Source organism: Pseudomonas veronii, from assembly GCF_002028325.1.
GTDB classification, from domain to species: domain Bacteria; phylum Pseudomonadota; class Gammaproteobacteria; order Pseudomonadales; family Pseudomonadaceae; genus Aquipseudomonas; species Aquipseudomonas veronii.
In genome coordinates this window covers 1,964,067-1,981,602 of record NZ_CP018420.1, presented here as the reverse complement: position 1 = coordinate 1,981,602, position 17,536 = coordinate 1,964,067, and the positions used below count along the sequence as shown (strand labels likewise).

The window sequence follows — 17,536 nt, the reverse complement described above, 5'->3', positions numbered from 1 at the left end:
TGCCTCGGGATCGTGGGTGGGGTTACGAGCGCGGCCCGCCACTGGACGATGGGGCGATAATCTGCAGCAGCTGTAACACGAACGCTGACAGTGTCTTGGCAAGCATTTCGATCAGTGCGGACGGCCCGTTTGGGGTTTCACCCGGCGGCGGGGTTGGAGCTGGAGCCGGAGTCGGGGCTGGCGTCGGCACAGACTGAACTTCAGGCTGCGACCCATCCCACCGTACATCGCCAGGCTTGATCTGCCCCTTGCTGTTGATCACCATGTCCGCGTTGCCCGTCCCCTTCAGATCAATGGCCAGGCTCGCCCCCCCCGTACTGGCATCGTGTTTGAGCACCGCTTCACCGGCGCGGCCGCTGAACCGATCGGTAAACACCAGGGCGCGCACACCTGCCGCTTTTAACGCACCCGAGACGTCGATCTTATCGGTACCGCTGGTGAAGTCCTCGATCAGGTCGGGGCTCTGTGCGGCGGAGTCGCTGACGTTATCGTAGACAAACGTATCCGCGCCGCCGCCCCCCCTCAACGTGTCGGCGCCGGCACCGCCCTTGAGGCGGTTGGCCGCATCATTGCCGATCAAGGCATCACGACCGGCACCGCCGATCGCGTTTTCAATAACACATCCCTTGGCGACGGACACATTGCCCTTCAAGCCGCCCACGTCAGAGAACGACTCCGCATTCAGATCGACCTTCTGATCCTGGGAAAACCCGGAAAAATCCAGCGTATCCACACCACCACCATCCCACACACAGAACACCGGTTTGTCCCTGGCGCTGGTAAGGCTCATCACTTCGCGCTCGGTATTGGAGTTGAAACCATAGACGGTGTCGGTCTTGCGGGTCTGGTGGTTGGCGCCATACAAGCGTTGCGCCGCGGCGATATCGTCCATCATCGGGGCAGACGGATTGAGCGATCTGAAGTCATGACCGGATTGATGGCGTTCCGACCAGTAACTCATCACGGTGCGTGCCTTGGTGTCCTGCGCGTAGACCGCGCCGTTTTGGTAGTTGGCACCGTCGCCGTTATAGCGTCCCGGATGTTGCAGGCCAATAGCGTGACCGATTTCATGAATAGCCGTGACCGAAAAGTGACTGCCCAGCGCAGGCGAAGCCGCCCCGCCCCGGGTGCCGATCGTGGCCGCTGTCCGATTCGTGGAACCATGAGGCAAGTCGGCAACCCCCCGGTCGCCGCGAGGGTTGTTGTGGATACTGAGCGCTCCGTCCGTACCGTTTGACTGCTCGCGGAAACTGATATTGGCCACATCCTGCCAGGCTTGCACTGCCTGGTGTACGCGCTGTTTCTGCTGGGCGGTGAAACTCGCGTCGACCGTGTAGTGCAAGTCGATCTTCTGATCGCCGTTACGGTCACGGAAACGATGATTTTCCCGCGTGATTTGTTTGGCCGCCTGGTCCGTCGTAAACGACGGTTTCTTCGAGGCCCCGGCACCAAACGGGCCGGGGTCCGATATCGGAAACCCCATGCGGGAAGTTACAGAAAACAGATCAGGTCCATTCATTGTGCGGCACTCGTATTATTAATGAATACACAAGAACACCGAATCGAATCGATCCGGAGATTAAGTATCAATAACCGCGAGCCGCGTTAAACCAGGCTCATCGTTATCGCCGATAATCTCGCACAGTGAAAAATAGCGGACCAACACTATTTTAGTTTCAGCTGAAACAACCACACGCCGCGTAACATGCAGTCAGACAACCAGGATTTTATTTGCAATTTAAACATCCAACCACACAACCGACTCACCAATACCGGGTTGCTTTTACAATAAAAAAACAAATTCTAAACAAATACCCGTCACTGGCTTACTTCAATTCCCGCCAGACAAAGACATATCCACTTAAGCTTCTTCACGGCGATAAACCCCGCCTGGGAGCGGGTGACAAGCCATAGCCATTCCCCGTAGGCTTGTGCGCCGTACTGCATCGCGATGCGCTCAATCACAAGCAAGGGACACCCGATGGACCGCCTGACCGCCATGGAAACCTTCGTCCACGTTGTCGAAACCGGCTCGTTCTCCGCCGCCGCCAAACGCCTGGGCATCGGCCAGCCCGCGGTGTCGAAGAGCGTCGCGCAGTTGGAAGCGCGCCTGGCGGTGCGCTTGGTACTGCGCTCAACCAGGGGCCTGACGCCGACCGAAGCGGGCCTGGCGTATTTCGAAAAAGCCAAGCGCGCCATCGATGAGGCCAACGAGGCCGACGACGCTGCCCGCAGCGCGGGCGCCGGGCTGTCGGGTAACTTGCGCATCAGCGCCGCCGTGACCTTCGCCAGCCTGCATATCCTTCCGCACCTGGGGCCGTTCCTGGAGCAGTACCCTGGGTTGAACATCGATGTAGTACTCGACGACCACAGCCTCAACCTGGTGGAAGAAGGCATCGACGTCGCCCTGCGCATGGGCAACCTGAGCGATTCGGGGCTGACCGCACGCAAGATCGGGGCGTCGCCCTGCCATATCCTGGGTACCCCGGCCTACTTCGAACGCTTCGGCGAACCCGCCACGCCAGCCGATCTGCTGCGACACCAGGCGGTCATCTACACCCAGGGCGAGGGCGCGCGCTGGACATTTACCCGAGACGCCCGCGAATACCCGATCGTCGTCCATGGCCGCTTGCACATCACAGCGGCGGAAGGGGTACGTGCGGCTGTGCTGAACCACTTGGGCCTGACCCTGGCATCGGCCTGGATGTTCGCGCCGGAACTGGCCAGTGGCGCGGTGAAGCCGGTGTTGACCGACTGGCATTTGCCGGCGCGGGACTTATGGGCGGTGTTTCCGACAGGGCGAATGGCGAGTGCCAAGGCGCGGGCGTTTGTGGAGTATGTGGAACGGTTGTCAACGCGCTGACGGGTCCAGGTAGCGCAGCAAACACTCGACCGTATGTTCCAGCGGGCCGGAGTTATCCAGCACGAGCAACCCCGCCCCCATGCCGGCCAGCAACTGCGCCGTAAACCGTGCATTACGCGCCAGGCGCGCATCGATATCCGCCACCGACTCACGCCCCCGCGCCAGCAAGCGCTGGCGCAGCGCCGCCTGATCGACACTCAGCAACACCACCAGCAACGCCGGGTAACGCTCGCGGGCCTGCGCCAGGTGGGCACGGGAGCCGTTGACCAGCACATCCTCCCCCGCCGCCAGCCATGCGTCGATGTCCGTGGGTATGCCATAGGACAACCCATTAGCCTGCCAACTCAACGCAAACGCGCCCTCGGCTTGCATCGCGACAAACTGCTCGGCGCTCACCCCCTGTGCCGCCTCGCCCACCGCTTCCGCCGAGCGGGTAATCACCCGACGCACAATGCGGCAGCCACGTTCGGCCAAACGTGGTCGTGCAGCGTCCAACAGGCTGTCCTTGCCCGAACCCGATGGCCCGATGAGATAGATCAACCTGCCCGCCATCAATACACCCTCTTCGCTTGTCTGCAGATTTGTTGCATGACCGACTACGTTTCACGGCGGCGGCCACAGTATCGAATTGTGACGCGCTACGCACTCGGTCAGGCGTGCGCGTAGGCGCTTTCATGTTCGGGTGCAGGAACTGTGCACGGTTTCCCGGAAGGCAGAGGGTCAGCCTCCAGACAAAACGCGCGCGCATTGCCACACCGCAAAGCCAATCAATAATCCACCGCTGATGCGATTGATCACATCAAGATCAGGATTATCGATCAGCGCAGTCCTGATGAGGCTGCCACCCAGCGCATATAATATCTGGCCTAAAAATGAACCCACCAGAAAACCCGCCAGACTCAGGTAGAGCCCGAGCCCCTCAAACAGCGTGCCGCTGGCAATCACATAGGAGGAGATCGCTACGATAGTGAGTGGGTTCATTAGCGTCAGTAAAAAGACCGGGATAAATCCTGCTGTCGTTTTTACTTGTGCCACAGCTGTATGTTTTGCAAATGTAATGCCCCCCAGATAAAACAGGTAAGCAATTGCCACCCAGGTCAACAGACGGTTATTGGCTAGCCAAAATGCCTTGATTGTCTGCAAACCATAAAATGCGACAGCCGCAAAAACCGCATCTGCAACTGCCGCACCTAGAGCCCCAGGTAGTGCGCCGCGAAAGCCACAGGCGATGGACTGCCTCAGGATGATCAAGGCTATCGGTCCAAAACCTATGGAAAGCATTGTGGCGAATACCATCGAACTCAGAAAACCCTGCATCTAACTCAGAACCTCAATAAACAGCTTTTTCTTCGCTTGGCAGTGCGGGCATTGAAACGCCTCCCCAATCTCATCCCAAGTCGTGCCGGGTTCTATATCGACTAGAGCCTCGCCTGAAGACTCTGAATAAACGTAGTGGCAAATCTGGCACTCATAAGACCGACTCATAATAATGTCCTTCACTATCAGAAGTTCGATTTTCAGGCCAGCCGCCGATTCAAAGCGGCAAACATTTGCTCGAACCCATCCATAAATGCCATCGCCCCGCGCATTGCATGCGGGGCAATAGTTGGATTTTTCTCCAAGTACGAAATCATGATTTCGCGCCCGGTCGCGACATGCATAGGTTCAACCTCACAATGAATCGCAAAGAATGCCAAAACGGGGTCATCTTCGTCGACCAGACCATATTCGCCGGCATATTTTTGAAATCCTTTCAGGAAAAACTGAAACTCTCGTGAGGAAGTCATTTCTGACGCCAAATGAAAACCCAATGCCTCACCTAAAAACTCAGAACGGTACATTCGATGGGTATTATTACCCATGGCGGTGCCCTCAGGAAGAATGTAGTGAGGATTGAACAGCTCAGCATCGGAAAGTCCCAGGTGAGTGGTCAGTTGTTTGAACATTTGATGATGGGTTGGCAACATATGCTTGCTATGTTGATGTAGACCGTATTCATCCACGGATGCGTAAAGAATATGCGCGGCTTTAGCCGTGCCGTGCCACATATCTTCTTTAATCCATTCATCCGTAACGCGCGCAGCCAATGCGACGATTCCAGCCGGAACATCCTTGAAGAAAGCCCAAATAGTTGCAAAAAATAGAGCCCTTTCTGGATGACTTAGTGGCTTATCGGAAATAATTTTCCCAAACGACTCAAGCTCACGTAGGGCAGAGTGCCGCACTATCGCATTTGCGATTTCATTATAACCAGCCTCGCACACTTTATATATTCCACCACGAGTAGATCTTTCATTTGATCCCGCGCCGATCGAATTCTGAACACTCATATAATTATCCTTGTTTTTATAATAAATGAATTTCAACCCGCCTTTAAAAAGGCATTGCACACAAAATTATTAGCATCACGCCACACATGTCAATCCACAAATCAATTATTTCCAACAAACCTATGAAACATGCGACTTAGAGCCTTGCCATCCGCTACGAACCAACTATGAGCCAACCGCCAAGTTTAAAAAAAACCTCCTTCCTACTCCAACAAAAGTAGGCAACACATAGAAACTTCCTTTTTTATTGAGTGAAACCTCTCATTTAATGGAGTTACATCCCCAACACCGCATCAACCATCCCCTGACGGGCAATTTCAAACTTCAACTTATGAGCTACCGGGCAGCATAATTACAGGTTTGCAGTTACCCCTCGCTCATCTCGCCCTACCTTTACGGTAGGCGTACTGTGGCGCGCAGGCCTCCTCGGCTCGCTGACCAGACGCCGTCTCAATCAATACGGATATTGCGGGCGTGTCGCAGATCGCCATCCTGCGGAGTTCAAGTGCGAGTATCACGAAATCAATGTGACCCAGCCCTTCAGCAGTACAGGCGCGGTTTTCCGCCATGCCATCGCAGTAGTTTTCGCCTTGCCTGAAACTCAATTCCCTGGTCACCAAGTACGTGTCCGCAGAGGTGGCATTCATACCTACCTGCTCGCTACAGGGTCCGTCCTACAAGGCGAAGAAAGCAGCAACGCCGCGTCAGCCGCTTGTAGGTGTCGAGCCGATTTTTTCACCCAAACTGTCCGTCTAGGGGCGAATGGCGGCAGTCCGTGTGGAAAGTGCGAAGACAGCACAATCTTTTATCGAACGGCACTTGTTGAGAGTAAGGATGAAGATCCGCCGAATGACGCCATCAGCCTATGACGGACTCATGGCGCTGAGTTCGGAAATCATTTTTATCTGACAGACCTCTATCTCGGACAAGTCCGGCCCCGGCATTGGATCTCCAGCGTTTGAAGGACCACACTGCAGGCATGAAAAAGGCGACCCAAAGGTCGCCTTCTGTCACTGCGCGTACTGCTTGCTCAACCCCGGCGGTACGCCATGCACGTCGGTCTCTTCCCACGGCCCGTCCGGGCTGATGGAGCGGCTCCAGCCGTTGCTCCAGCGGTAGTAGGTGCGCTGGCGGTAGAAGGTGTCGGGCTGGTCTTCCAGCACATACACCTGCATCTTGCCGTCCCAGTGGCTGGCCGCGCCGGGTGGCGGGGCGAAGGTCGGCGACTTGCTCGGTGGCGCTTTCGCGGGTGCGGTGACCGGGCTGGAAGGTCTGGTGGCTGGCTTGGTCGAGGGGCCCGATGGGGGAATGGTCGGGCCGGTGGGTGCCGGAGGTGGGCGGTGGACCGCACAAGCGCTCAAGCCCAATACCAGGCTGAGCAGGGTGATGCGTGCAAGGGCGGTCATAGGCGTTTCCTCGAATTACTTGTCCGGACTGTCGATGGTCAGCTGCTGCAGCGCAGTGGTGGTGCTGGCCAGGGGTTGGCTGCGGCCGATCCACTCGCCAGTGGTCGGTTGACCGGCCCGGGATATGCGCGCAACCAGTTGGACTTCAGGGAAGTTGGACAGTTTCAACTGCGGCATCATTGCGTCGGCATCGCCCAGTTCGACGGTGACCGGCAGGTCGGCGACGGTCACACGCTTGGCCGCCAGCGGCGCCGGCGGGCCGGAGACAGCGCGGGCGAAGATGAACACGCTGTCGCTTGGCAGGGCCTTGGCCTTGATGTCGGCGGAGAGGTCCACGCGCACTTTCATCACGGCTTTTTGGGCGACGGTGCCACCGCTCGCTTTCAGCCGCTCTGCCGCGCGGTCGATCCCGCCTTGCAGGGCGACGCGGGAGTTGTCTTCGGGCGGCAGTTGCGCCAGCAGGCGGCTCCAGTAATCGATCGCCTCCTGGTAGCGCTGGCCTTCAAAGGCCGCGATGCCAAGCAGACCGAGGCTGGTGACTTCTCGCGGGTCGAGCTTGAGGGCTTCGTCGGTCAGGGCCTGGACCTTGGGCGACCACTGCTTGTTGTCGGCGAAGTACTGGGCCTGGGCCCACTGGCCCAACAGCTCCGGCTGGCGCCCGGCCAGGGCCACGGTGCGCTCGAAGACCTTGGCGGCATCGGCGGAGCGGTCCTGGGCCATGTAGGCGCGACCGAGGAAGTACAAGCCTTCCGCGGAATCCGGTTGAGCCGCCGCGGCGCGTTCCAGGCGGTGGGTCATGTCTTCCATGGACACCGGTGGCTGGGAGAATTCGCGGGTCAGTTCGACCTTGTCGCTGGCACCGAAGTGCAGGTACAAGCCAATGCCCAGCACGGGCACCAAAACCGCTGCGAGCAACGGCAGCGGCTTGCCCAGGCGCGATTCGCGGGGCTTTTCCATGCCTTCGGTGTCGGCCAGCAATTCGCGCGCGGCTTCGGCGCGGCCGGTGTCGAGTTGCGTGGCGTTGAGCACGCCTTCGTCCTGCTGGGTTTGCAGTTCGGCCACGCGTTCTTGATACAGCGCCACGTTCAGCGCGGTGCGATCCTCTTCGCGTTGGGCACGACGGCCGCGCAACACAGGGATCAACAGGAAACTCAGGGCAATCAGAAGCAGCAAACCGGCTGCGAGCCAGAAATCAATCATCAGTCTTGGTGTCCAGCAATTGGTCGAGGCGTTGGCGCTCGTCGGGGGATAGCGCGTCGGAACCATCGGTAGGGGCGGCGCGGCGACGGCGGACGATCACCACCATCACCACCATGCCAGCCAGCAGCAGCCCGGCGGGGCCGAACCAGAGCAGTGCGGTCTTGCCGGTGAGGGCCGGTTTGTAGCGCACGAAATCGCCGTAGCGGTCGACCATGAAGTCGATGATCTGCTGGTTGTCCTTGCCCTCCCCCAACATGCGGAAGATCTCTTTGCGCAGGTCGGCGGCGATGGGCGCGTTGGAGTCGGCGATGTCCTGGTTCTGGCACTTGGGGCAGCGCAGTTCCTTGGTCAGTTCGCGAAAACGCTCACGCTCGGCGTCGTTGGCGAATTCGTAGGTGTCGATGGCGGCGTGGGCCACGCCCGCCAGGCCCAGGGCCAATACGGCAGCAGCTAACCAGCGCTTCATGGCTTGGCCTCGTCGACCAGGGCCTGATACTTGGCGGCCAGTTGTTCGCGCCAGACCACTTCATCGATGACGCCGACATACTTGTCGCGGATCACGCCCTTGGCATCGATAAAGAAGGTTTCCGGGGCGCCGTAGACGCCGAGATTCAACCCCAGGTTGCCGTCTTCATCGCGGATATCCAGCTGGTACGGGTTGTGGAATTCCGCCAGCCACTTCAAGGCCGCCGCATTGTCGTCCTTGTAGTTGATGCCGTAGATCACCACGCCGTTCTCGGCGAGTTTGTTCAGCACCGGGTGTTCTACGCGGCAGGAAATGCACCAGGTGCCCCACACGTTGACCAGCGCCGGCTTGCCCAGCAAATCGGCCTGGGTCAGGGTCTTGTCGCCCTGCACCGTCGGCAGGGAAAACGCCGGGAACGGCTTGCCGATCATGGCCGAGGGCAACTCGGCCGGGTCCAGGTACAACCCGCGATACAGGAACACCGCCACCAGCAGAAACAATGCCAGCGGCACGACCATCAACCAACGCTTCATACCGCCGCTCCTTGCAGGCCCAGTGCTTCACGCACCCGGCTCTTGACCTTGACTCGATAGCGCCGGTCCAGCGCCGCGAGCACACCACCCAGACCGGTGAGCAAACCGCCGAACCAGATCCAGCGCACGAACGGTTTGACATGCACGCGCACCGCCCAGGCACCTTCGCCCAGCGGCTCACCCAGGGCGACGTAAAGGTCACGGGTGAAACCGCCGTCGATCCCGGCTTCGGTCATCATCGAACTCTGCACGGTGTACAAGCGTTTTTCCGGGTGCAGCACGGCGACTTCCTTACCGTTGCGGATTACGCGCACGGTGCCTTTGTCGGACGTGAAGTTCGGCCCTTCGAAGTGCTTGGCGCCTTCGAAGATGAAGTGGTAACCGGCCAGGTCCATGGACTCGCCGGGGGCCAGGCGCAGGTCACGCTCGGCGCTGTTCTGGCTGGAGAGCACCACGCCGAGGGCACACACGGCGATGCCGATGTGCGCAATCTGCATGCCCCAATAGCTGCGGGTCAGGGTGGGCAGGCCTTTGATCAGGCCTTTGTGACGGGTCTTGTCGACGATGTCGCGCATGCCGGCCAGCAATACCCAGGCGGCGAGCATGAACGTGGCGAGAACCGCCCAGTTGAAATCGCCATAAGCGATACCGGCGATCACGGCCAAGGCGGCGCTGCCCAGCAGCACCGGGGTCAGCATGCCCACCAGCCATTTCACCGGGGTGTCTTTCCAGCGCACCAGCACGCCGACGGCCATTACCACCATCAACAAGCCCATCAACGGAATGAACAAGGCGTTGAAATACGGCGGGCCGACCGACAGCTTGGCGCCGGTCAGCGCATCCAGCACCAGCGGGTACAGGGTGCCGAGCAGGATCATCGACGCGGCCACCACCAGCACGAGGTTGTTGCCCAGCAACAGGGTTTCCCGCGACCACAGGTTGAAGCCGACCTGGCTTTTGACCACCGGCGCGCGCAGGGCAAACAGGGTCAGGGAACCGCCGACCACACACAGCAGGAACATCAGGATGAACACACCGCGGGCAGGGTCGGACGCAAACGCGTGAACCGAAGTCAGCACGCCCGAACGCACGAGGAAAGTGCCGAGCAGGCTGAGGGAAAACGCCGCGATGGCCAGCAACACCGTCCAACTCTTGAACACACCGCGTTTTTCGGTGACGGCCAGCGAGTGAATCAGCGCCGTACCCACCAGCCAAGGCATGAAGGACGCGTTTTCCACCGGGTCCCAGAACCACCAGCCGCCCCAACCGAGCTCGTAATAGGCCCACCACGAACCCAGGGTGATACCGATGCCGAGGAAGGCCCAGGCGACGATGGTCCATGGCCGCGACCAGCGCGCCCAGGCCGCATCGAGGCGCCCGCCGAGCAAGGCGGCGATGGCGAAGGCGAAGGCCACGGAGAAACCCACGTAGCCCATGTAGAGCATCGGCGGGTGGACGATCAGGCCGATGTCCTGCAGCAGCGGGTTGAGGTCATGCCCGTCCATCGGGATCTGCGGCAAGATGCGGCTGAACGGGTTGGACGTCATGATCAGGAACAGCAGGAAGCCGACGCTGATCATGCCCATCACTGCCAGCACCCTGGCCAGCATGACTTGCGGCAGTTGCCGGGAGAAGATCGACACGGCGAAGGTCCAACCGCCGAGGATCAGGGCCCACAACAGCAGCGAACCTTCGTGGGCGCCCCACACGGCGCTGAACTTGTAATACCAGGGCAAGGCGCTGTTGGAGTTGCTGGCCACATAGGCGACGGAAAAATCGTCGGTCATAAAGGCATAGGTCAGGCAACCGAACGCGAACACCAGGAAGGCAAACTGACCCCAGGCGGCCGGCTGCGCCAGGCTCATCCACAGGCGGTCGCCGCGCCACGCGCCGAGCAACGGCACCACGGCCTGGACGATGGCGAAGCACAGGGCGAGGATCATCGCCAAATGGCCCAGCTCCGGAATAAACAGTGCGGACGTCATCACTTAGCCCTCCTTGGCTGGAGTTGGAGCGGTTTGGCCGCTGTCTTTCAACGCTTTGGTGACTTCCGGCGGCATGTATTTCTCATCGTGCTTGGCCAGTACTTCATCGGCCACCACCACGCCATCGGCATTCAGTTTGCCCAGGGCGACGATGCCCTGGCCTTCGCGGAACAGGTCCGGGAGGATGCCGCGATACGTAATGGTCACGGCCTTGTTGAAGTCGGTGACCACGAAGGTGACGTCGAGAGAATCGCCGGAGCGTTTCAACGAGCCCTTCTCCACCATGCCGCCGGCGCGGATGCGCGTGCCCAGCGGTGCTTCGCCGTTGGCGATCTGGGTTGGGGTGTAGAACAGGTTGATGTTCTCCCGCAGGGCGCTCATCGCCAGGCCCACGGCAATACCGACGCCGGCCAGAATGGCAAGGATGATCAACAGACGCTTTCTACGCAGCGGATTCACTTTTCGGTCTCCCGGCGCAGACGACGCGCCTCTTGTTGCAGGTAACGCTTGCGGGCCAGGATCGGCACGGCAACGTTGAGGGCCAGTACCGCCAGGCAGATGCCATAGGCCGTCCAGACATACAGGCCATGGTGGCCCATGGCGAGAAAATCACTGAAAGAAGCAAAACTCATCCACGCGCTCCCAGGCTGCTCTGCACTTCGGCCTTGACCCAACTGGCGCGGGCTTCACGCTTGAGCACTTCAAGGCGCATCCGCATCAGCAGCACAGCGCCGAAGAAGCAGTAGAACCCCAGCACCATCAGCAACAGCGGCGCCCACATTTCCACAGGCATCGCCGGTTTTTCGGTGAGGGTGAAGGTGGCGCCCTGGTGCAGGGTGTTCCACCACTCCACCGAGTATTTGATGATCGGGATGTTGATCACACCGACAATCGCCAGCACCGCACAGGCCTTGGCGGCGCTGTCACGATTGCTGATCGCGTTGCCCAGGGCAATCAGACCGAAGTACAGAAACAGCAGGATCAACATGGACGTTAGTCGTGCATCCCACACCCACCACGAGCCCCAGGTGGGTTTGCCCCAGATCGCGCCGGTGACCAGCGACACGGCGGTCATCCACGCACCGATGGGCGCGGCGCATTGCAGGGCGACGTCCGCGAGTTTCATCTTCCACACCAGGCCGACGATGCCGCACACCGCCAGCATCACGTAGCAGGACTGGGCCAGCATTGCGGTAGGCACGTGGATATAGATGATGCGAAAGCTGTTGCCCTGCTGGTAATCCGGCGGCGCGAAGGCCAGGCCCCAGACCAGGCCGAGGCCGATCAGCACTACGGCGGCGATGCTCAACCACGGCAGCAGCTTGCCGCTGATGCCGTAAAACCATTTGGGCGAGCCGAGCTTGTGAAACCAGGTCCAGTTCATTGCTGTTTCCATCACGGTTGCGTCTTGTGTTTGCAAGAAGCGTAGGGTCTTTCTTATGTTGAAGAACGGGTTACGCGTAACCCGACTTCATTATTCGCCGACGCTGATCTTCAGGCCGGCGGCTATGGCAAAGGGTGTCAGGGTTACCGCCAGGGCGGTCAGGCTGCCAAGCCACAGGAGGTAACCGGTCGCCGGCATGCCCATGAGCGCGGCTTGCAAAGCGCCGCTGCCGAGGATCAACACCGGGATATACAAAGGCAGAATCAACAAAGCCAGCAGCAGGCCGCCGCGCTTCAAACCCACCGTCAGCGCCGCGCCCACCGCTCCCAACAGGCTGAGCGCCGGCGTGCCGAGCAACAAGGACATGAGCAATACCGGCAGGCATTCACTGGGCAACCCTAGCATCATTGCCAGCAACGGCGAGAGCAACACCAGCGCCAGGCCGGAAAACGCCCAGTGTGCCAGTACCTTGGCCAATACCAGAAGTGGCAGGGGGTGCGACGAAAGGACCCACTGTTCCAGGGAACCGTCCTCGAAATCACTGCGAAACAGCCCGTCCAGCGAGAGCAGCACGGACAAAAGGGCCGCCACCCACACCAGTCCCGGAGACAAGGTTTGCAACAGTTTAGTCTCGGGGCCGACCGCCAGCGGGAACAACGCAATGACAATCGCAAAGAACACCAGCGGATTGGCCAGTTCGGCCGGGCGCCGGCACAACAGCCGCGCCTCGCGGGCCACCAACAGCGCGAACACACTCATACCGACCACCGCCCCAGGTCCAGCTCGCGGTAACCGGCGGGCAGGCGCGTCAGGCTGTGGTGCGTCGTCAGCACGACGAGGCCGCCCTGCTCACAATGCCGCGCCAGGTGTTCTTCCAACTGGGCGACACCTTGTTTGTCGAGGGCGGTGAAGGGTTCGTCGAGAATCCACAGCGGCGGGCCGGGCAGATACAGGCGCGCCAGGGCCACACGGCGCTGCTGGCCGGCCGACAAGGTGTGGCAGGGCACATCTTCGAAGCCCTTGAGGCCGACGGCGGCGAGTGCCTGCCAGATCGCCTCGCGGCTGGCCGGATGATGCAGGGCGCTGAGCCAACTGAGGTTTTCCTCGGCGCTGAGCACGTCTTTGATCCCGGCGGCGTGGCCGATCCAGGTGAGGTTGCGGGCCAGCTCGGTGCGTTGTTCGTTCAGGGGCTTGCCGTTGAGCCGCACTTCGCCCGCCGTGGGCTGCATCAACCCGGCCAGCAAACGCAGGAGGCTGGTCTTGCCGCTGCCGTTGGGACCGCTGATCTGCACCATGTCACCGCCCGCCAGGCGCAGGTCGAGGTGCTCGAACAGCAGGCGCAGGTCGCGTTCACAGGCAAGCGCTACGGCTTCAAGAAGAGGGCTGGTCAAAAGATCGCGGGCCTTTACGGTTCAAGTCGGCGGTGCTGCGGCCGTTATAGAAAGGAGCACAATAACGGCTTTGGCGACCGATTTTAGAGAGCTGGATCAAATAGTTGTGAGGTTTTTACCGCTCTCATGGCAGACGGGCCGCATTATACATGCGATGCCCTACGCTAAAGAGGGCTATTTCCCCTGAGACGACACGCACGATGACCGGTGAGATCAACCTTCCTACGCTTTCTCCTGCCCCGACAGCCGGGCCGGCCCCTGCGCCGGCGCCAGCAACCGGTGAGTTGCTGAAACTGCTGGAGCCGCAGATCGGCTTGATTGACCCGGGAAAAACCGCGAACGCCGAAGTCATCGCACTTAAACAAGGCGGCGAAGCCTTTCAGTTGCTGCTCAAATTGACCCTCGACGGTGGCCGCCAGACGCTGGTGCAGGCCAGCAGCCCGCAACCCTTGCCGCTGGGCAGCAATGTGGCGGTGAGCCAGACGTCCGCCGGTAACCTGACCCTCAGCCTGCAGCAGGCCTTGAGCGCCAACGTCGCCGCCCTCACCCGCATCGACACCACACAAATGCCGGCGGGCACCTTGCTGCAAGCCAAAGTCCTGACCAGCCAAGCGCTGCCCCAAGGCACCACGCAACCGACGATCTACCGTTCGTTGGTGACGGTGCTCAACAGCACCCTGGCCGGCACGACCCTGACCCTGGAAAGCCCGCAACCGCTACGCGTCGGCAGCCTGCTCAGCGCCGTGGTACAGGACACGCAGACCCTGAACTTTGTGCCCTTGAGCGGGCTCAAGGATCAACTGGCCGTGACCCAGCAACTCGCCACCCAGCAAAGTCGCCAGGGCTCGTTGGATGCGGTGTTCACCGCGTTGCAACGCCTGCCCCAGGACGACAGTACGTCCGTCGAACTGCGCTCGGCCGCCACGCGGCTGCTCGCGGCATTGCCCGACCTGGCGCAAGTCAGCAATCCCAAGGTGCTGGCGCAAGTCATCCAGAACAGCGGCGCGTTTCTTGAAGCCAAGTTGCTGGCCGGGCAAAACCCGCAAATTCCACCGCTGGATATGAAAGGCGCGCTGCTGCGCCTGGTCGCCGATCTGCTGCCCGCCCTGCCCGCCAGCACCAACCTCAATGCCATCCTCGCCGCCAACACCCTGGCCCAGATACTGCCCAACTTCGTGCGCAGCCCGCTGAACACCCTCGGACAGATCAGCGCCCGCCAGGCACCCGCCGGTTTTCCATTGCCGGAGCGGCTGATGCAACGCCTGGAAGGCGAAGGCGACCTGGAAAACCTGCTGCGCCTGGCCGCCGGGGCCATCTCGCGGTTACAGAGCCATCAGCTGTCGAGCCTGGAACAGACCGGCACCACCGCCGACGGCCGCCTGCAAACCACCTGGCAGCTGGAAATCCCCATGCGGACCCTGCAGGACATCGTGCCGCTGCAGGTCAAGTTCCAGCGCGAAGAGCCCGCGCAGGACAAGGACCAGCCTGAACGCAAGGACAAAAAAGACCCCAAGCAGATGCTCTGGCGCGTGGAACTGGCCTTCGACATGGAGCCGCTGGGGCCGTTGCAGGTCCAGGCGCAGTTGTCGCAGGGCAAACTGTCGAGCCAGTTGTGGGCGACGCGACCGTTCACCGCCAGTTTGATCGAAAGTCACTTGGGCAGTTTGCGCGAGCGCCTGGTGACGTCGGGCATCAATGTCGGCGACCTCGACTGCCACCTCGGCACGCCGCCACGCGGGCCGAAAACCGGATTGGAGCAACGCTGGGTGGACGAAACCGCATGAACAACGCCAACCCACCGCGCCAGGCCATCGCCCTCAAGTATGACGGCCAACAAGCGCCGACCCTGACCGCCAAGGGCGACGATGCCCTGGCCGAAGCGATCCTCAAGCTGGCGCGGGAAAACGAAGTGCCCATCTATGAAAACGCCGAGCTGGTGAAGCTGCTGGCGCGCATGGAACTGGGCGACAGTATCCCGGAAGAGTTGTACCGCACGATCGCCGAGATCATTGCGTTTGCCTGGACGCTGAAGGGCAAGTTTCCGGCGGGGTACGACCCGCACGCCGCGCCGGTCGAGCGCGATGTCACCGAGCGTGGCGACGACTACTGAGTAGCCCCAGACAAACAACAATCCAAATGTGGGAGGGGGCTTGCCCCCTCCCACATTCAGATCGGCTTCAGTTCAGGACTTCGCTCAGGGGAATGAAATTCACCCGGTCGCCCATCGCCAGCGTCGTCCCTTCCAACACCTCCACCAACCCTTGCGCCCACGCCGCGCTGCGCAGCACGCCGGAGCTCTGGTTGCGATAGATGACCGCCTTGCCCTGCTCGATGCGCCCGCGCAAATATTCGCGGCGGTTGCCCGGTTTGGGCCAGACGAACCCCGCTGGCACCTCGAACCGCAGCGGCTCGACCTCCGCCACACCTTGGCGGCGCAGCAGATAGGGGCGTGCCAACAGGGCAAACGTCACCAGCGTCGACGCCGGATTGCCCGGCAGGCCGATCACCGGCACGCCACGGAAATGGCCGAAGGTCAGCGGCTTGCCCGGTTTGATCGCGAGCTTCCACAAGGCCAGCTCGCCTTCTTCACGCAGGGCAATGCCGAGAAAATCCGCCTCGCCCACCGACACACCGCCGGTCGACAGAATCAAGTCAACCGCGCCCAGGCCCGCCAGACACGTGCGCGTCTGGTCCAGGTCATCGGGAAGAATGCCCGCATCGATCACTTCGCATCCCAGGCGCTCCAGCCAACTGCACAGCACGCGACGGTTGCTGTTGTAGATCTGCCCTGGGCCGAGGGGCAGGCCGGGCTCAATCAACTCATCGCCGGTGGACAGCACCGCGACCCGCACGCGGCGCACCACGGTCAATTGGTCGAGACCGAGGGACGCAGCCAGGCCGAGTTCGATCGGCCCCAGGCGCGTGCCCGCGGTCAGCACCACTTCGCCGACGGTGGTTTCCTGCCCTTGCGGGCGAATGTTCTGACCAATATGCAACGGCTCGGTAAAGCTCACACGCGCGTCGGCGTGGACCACGGCGTTTTCCTGCATTTCCACGCAGTCCGCGCCTTGCGGCACGGGCGCCCCGGTGAAGATGCGTGCGCAGGTGCCGGCAGCCAATGGCGCGGGGGCCTGACCGGCGAAGATGCGCTGGCTCACCGCCAACGGTTCGCCCGTCCAGTCCGCCAGGCGCATGGCATAACCGTCCATGGCGCTGTTGGGCCACGGCGGCAGATCGAGGGTGGAGATCAAATCCTGCGCCAGTACGCGGCCATCACCCGCGGCCAGGGGCAACACCTGCTGCTCGCGAATCGGCGCGGCCTCGGCCATCTCGAGCAAGCGTTGCAGGGCTTCTTCCACCGGCATCAAGGCGCCGGTCTTGCCCGGCTTATCCACGGGATTCACAGGGTTCGGCCTGCTTCAGGTGCGGTACGAAGTTGCAGGGGCGGTGACGGTTGTCCAGTTGCTCGGCGAGGATGCCGTCCCAACCGGTACGCACGGCGTTGGTCGAACCCGGCAGGCAGCACACCAGGGTGCCGTTGGCCAGGCCGGCCAGGGCGCGGGATTGCACGGTGGAGGTGCCGATGTCGGCCACGGAGATCTGGCGGAACAGCTCGCCAAAGCCGTCGACCTGTTTGTCGAGCAGGCAGCTCACCGCTTCGGGCGTGCTGTCACGGCCGGTGAAGCCGGTGCCGCCAGTGATCAGCACGACCTGCACCACGTCTTCGGCGATCCAGTGGGCCACCTGCGCGCGAATCTTGTAGAGGTCATCCTTGAGCAGCACGCGCTCGGCCAGGAGGTGGCCGGCGGCGATCAGGCGATCGACGAAAACCTGGCCCGAGGTGTCGGTGTCCAGGGTGCGGGTGTCGCTGACCGTCAGTACAGCGATATTCAGGGGTACAAAGGGTGCATCTGCCTTGGCTTTCATGGCACGGTCCGGTTGTCGAAGGAACAGCCCGATGTTATATCACAGGCCCCT

Annotated in this window: 20 protein-coding genes; 3 read left to right on the top strand and 17 right to left on the bottom strand. The window is 61.2% G+C overall.

All coding sequences use genetic code 11. The features are described 5' to 3' along the window. Positions 1-22: 22 nt before the first annotated feature. Positions 23-1,519 (bottom strand): M10 family metallopeptidase C-terminal domain-containing protein, encoded by a 1,497-nt coding sequence (locus tag PverR02_RS09235; protein WP_227778807.1) that lies wholly within the window; start codon positions 1,517-1,519, stop codon positions 23-25. 462 nt (positions 1,520-1,981) lie between these two features. Between PverR02_RS09235 and PverR02_RS09230 the strand changes: the two genes are divergently transcribed. After that, entirely contained in the window at positions 1,982-2,863 is an 882-nt protein-coding gene (locus tag PverR02_RS09230) for a LysR family transcriptional regulator (protein ID WP_017849449.1), read from the top strand. Here the strand turns inward: PverR02_RS09230 and phnN are convergent. From phnN to ccmA, 14 genes are all read right to left on the bottom strand, one after another. Further along, positions 2,852-3,415, bottom strand: coding sequence for a phosphonate metabolism protein/1,5-bisphosphokinase (PRPP-forming) PhnN (gene phnN / locus PverR02_RS09225; protein ID WP_017849448.1), 564 nt, complete (start codon positions 3,413-3,415; stop codon positions 2,852-2,854). The genes PverR02_RS09230 and phnN overlap by 12 nt on opposite strands. A 168-nt stretch (positions 3,416-3,583) precedes the next feature. Further along, positions 3,584-4,180, bottom strand: coding sequence for a LysE family translocator (locus PverR02_RS09220; RefSeq protein WP_079443169.1), 597 nt, complete (start codon positions 4,178-4,180; stop codon positions 3,584-3,586). Continuing rightward, a complete protein-coding gene (locus tag PverR02_RS33045; RefSeq protein WP_017849446.1) occupies positions 4,181-4,348 on the bottom strand; it encodes a rubredoxin in 168 nt (55 codons plus the stop codon). It lies immediately after the preceding gene. A gap of 32 nt (positions 4,349-4,380) precedes the next feature. Beyond that, on the bottom strand, positions 4,381-5,193 hold the full coding sequence (locus tag PverR02_RS09210) for an iron-containing redox enzyme family protein (protein ID WP_079443168.1): 813 nt from the start codon (positions 5,191-5,193) through the stop codon (positions 4,381-4,383). A 1,010-nt stretch (positions 5,194-6,203) separates the two neighbouring features. After that, the gene (locus PverR02_RS09200; protein ID WP_017849443.1) at positions 6,204-6,599 is read right to left on the bottom strand and encodes a hypothetical protein; all 396 of its coding nucleotides are present in this window, start codon (positions 6,597-6,599) and stop codon (positions 6,204-6,206) included. 15 nt (positions 6,600-6,614) lie between these two features. After that, entirely contained in the window at positions 6,615-7,799 is a 1,185-nt protein-coding gene (gene ccmI / locus PverR02_RS09195) for a c-type cytochrome biogenesis protein CcmI (RefSeq protein ID WP_057003715.1), read from the bottom strand. After that, positions 7,792-8,265 carry a cytochrome c-type biogenesis protein gene (locus tag PverR02_RS09190; RefSeq protein WP_017849441.1) on the bottom strand — a complete coding sequence of 158 codons (474 nt, stop codon included), beginning with the start codon at positions 8,263-8,265 and terminating at the stop codon, positions 7,792-7,794. Before PverR02_RS09190 ends, ccmI begins: the two co-directional genes overlap by 8 nt. Continuing rightward, the gene (locus PverR02_RS09185) at positions 8,262-8,798 is read right to left on the bottom strand and encodes a DsbE family thiol:disulfide interchange protein (protein ID WP_017849440.1); all 537 of its coding nucleotides are present in this window, start codon (positions 8,796-8,798) and stop codon (positions 8,262-8,264) included. The genes PverR02_RS09190 and PverR02_RS09185 overlap by 4 nt, the downstream gene beginning before the upstream one ends. Continuing rightward, positions 8,795-10,783: a heme lyase CcmF/NrfE family subunit gene (locus tag PverR02_RS09180; RefSeq protein ID WP_079443167.1), complete on the bottom strand. Its 1,989-nt coding sequence runs from the start codon at positions 10,781-10,783 to the stop codon at positions 8,795-8,797. Before PverR02_RS09180 ends, PverR02_RS09185 begins: the two co-directional genes overlap by 4 nt. Positions 10,784-10,786: 3 nt before the next feature. Then, a complete protein-coding gene (ccmE, locus tag PverR02_RS09175; protein WP_057003716.1) occupies positions 10,787-11,242 on the bottom strand; it encodes a cytochrome c maturation protein CcmE in 456 nt (151 codons plus the stop codon). After that, positions 11,239-11,415, bottom strand: coding sequence for a heme exporter protein CcmD (gene ccmD, locus PverR02_RS09170; protein ID WP_017849437.1), 177 nt, complete (start codon positions 11,413-11,415; stop codon positions 11,239-11,241). The genes ccmE and ccmD overlap by 4 nt, the downstream gene beginning before the upstream one ends. Further along, positions 11,412-12,167, bottom strand: a complete 756-nt coding sequence (locus tag PverR02_RS09165; protein ID WP_017849436.1) for a heme ABC transporter permease — start codon at positions 12,165-12,167, stop codon at positions 11,412-11,414. Before PverR02_RS09165 ends, ccmD begins: the two co-directional genes overlap by 4 nt. 90 nt (positions 12,168-12,257) lie before the next feature. Beyond that, on the bottom strand, positions 12,258-12,926 hold the full coding sequence (ccmB, locus tag PverR02_RS09160) for a heme exporter protein CcmB (RefSeq protein ID WP_017849435.1): 669 nt from the start codon (positions 12,924-12,926) through the stop codon (positions 12,258-12,260). Next, positions 12,923-13,558, bottom strand: coding sequence for a cytochrome c biogenesis heme-transporting ATPase CcmA (gene ccmA, locus PverR02_RS09155; RefSeq protein ID WP_017849434.1), 636 nt, complete (start codon positions 13,556-13,558; stop codon positions 12,923-12,925). The genes ccmB and ccmA overlap by 4 nt, the downstream gene beginning before the upstream one ends. A 200-nt stretch (positions 13,559-13,758) precedes the next feature. Between ccmA and fliK the strand changes: the two genes are divergently transcribed. Both fliK and PverR02_RS09145 read left to right on the top strand, forming a co-directional pair. Further along, on the top strand, positions 13,759-15,342 hold the full coding sequence (fliK, locus tag PverR02_RS09150) for a flagellar hook-length control protein FliK (RefSeq protein ID WP_079443166.1): 1,584 nt from the start codon (positions 13,759-13,761) through the stop codon (positions 15,340-15,342). Next, entirely contained in the window at positions 15,339-15,668 is a 330-nt protein-coding gene (locus PverR02_RS09145; RefSeq protein ID WP_079443165.1) for an EscU/YscU/HrcU family type III secretion system export apparatus switch protein, read from the top strand. Before fliK ends, PverR02_RS09145 begins: the two co-directional genes overlap by 4 nt. A 67-nt stretch (positions 15,669-15,735) precedes the next feature. Here the strand turns inward: PverR02_RS09145 and PverR02_RS09140 are convergent, their stop codons facing one another. Then, a complete protein-coding gene (locus tag PverR02_RS09140; protein WP_079443164.1) occupies positions 15,736-16,962 on the bottom strand; it encodes a molybdopterin molybdotransferase MoeA in 1,227 nt (408 codons plus the stop codon). Further along, entirely contained in the window at positions 16,946-17,485 is a 540-nt protein-coding gene (gene moaB / locus PverR02_RS09135) for a molybdenum cofactor biosynthesis protein B (RefSeq protein WP_017849430.1), read from the bottom strand. The genes PverR02_RS09140 and moaB overlap by 17 nt, the downstream gene beginning before the upstream one ends. Between the last annotated feature and the right edge of the window lie 51 nt (positions 17,486-17,536).

Coding starts and splice junctions, on each gene's coding strand:
- PverR02_RS09145 (WP_079443165.1), top strand. CDS start 15,339: ATGAACAACGCCAACCCACCGCGCCAGGCCATCGCCCTCAAGTATGAC.
- PverR02_RS09165 (WP_017849436.1), bottom strand. CDS start 12,167: ATGAACTGGACCTGGTTTCACAAGCTCGGCTCGCCCAAATGGTTTTAC.
- ccmB (WP_017849435.1), bottom strand. CDS start 12,926: ATGAGTGTGTTCGCGCTGTTGGTGGCCCGCGAGGCGCGGCTGTTGTGC.
- PverR02_RS09185 (WP_017849440.1), bottom strand. CDS start 8,798: ATGAAGCGTTGGTTGATGGTCGTGCCGCTGGCATTGTTTCTGCTGGTG.
- PverR02_RS09210 (WP_079443168.1), bottom strand. CDS start 5,193: ATGAGTGTTCAGAATTCGATCGGCGCGGGATCAAATGAAAGATCTACT.
- ccmI (WP_057003715.1), bottom strand. CDS start 7,799: ATGATTGATTTCTGGCTCGCAGCCGGTTTGCTGCTTCTGATTGCCCTG.
- phnN (WP_017849448.1), bottom strand. CDS start 3,415: ATGGCGGGCAGGTTGATCTATCTCATCGGGCCATCGGGTTCGGGCAAG.
- PverR02_RS09190 (WP_017849441.1), bottom strand. CDS start 8,265: ATGAAGCGCTGGTTAGCTGCTGCCGTATTGGCCCTGGGCCTGGCGGGC.
- PverR02_RS33045 (WP_017849446.1), bottom strand. CDS start 4,348: ATGAGTCGGTCTTATGAGTGCCAGATTTGCCACTACGTTTATTCAGAG.
- PverR02_RS09220 (WP_079443169.1), bottom strand. CDS start 4,180: ATGCAGGGTTTTCTGAGTTCGATGGTATTCGCCACAATGCTTTCCATA.
- ccmD (WP_017849437.1), bottom strand. CDS start 11,415: ATGAGTTTTGCTTCTTTCAGTGATTTTCTCGCCATGGGCCACCATGGC.
- PverR02_RS09200 (WP_017849443.1), bottom strand. CDS start 6,599: ATGACCGCCCTTGCACGCATCACCCTGCTCAGCCTGGTATTGGGCTTG.
- PverR02_RS09235 (WP_227778807.1), bottom strand. CDS start 1,519: ATGAATGGACCTGATCTGTTTTCTGTAACTTCCCGCATGGGGTTTCCG.
- moaB (WP_017849430.1), bottom strand. CDS start 17,485: ATGAAAGCCAAGGCAGATGCACCCTTTGTACCCCTGAATATCGCTGTA.
- fliK (WP_079443166.1), top strand. CDS start 13,759: ATGACCGGTGAGATCAACCTTCCTACGCTTTCTCCTGCCCCGACAGCC.
- PverR02_RS09230 (WP_017849449.1), top strand. CDS start 1,982: ATGGACCGCCTGACCGCCATGGAAACCTTCGTCCACGTTGTCGAAACC.
- PverR02_RS09180 (WP_079443167.1), bottom strand. CDS start 10,783: ATGACGTCCGCACTGTTTATTCCGGAGCTGGGCCATTTGGCGATGATC.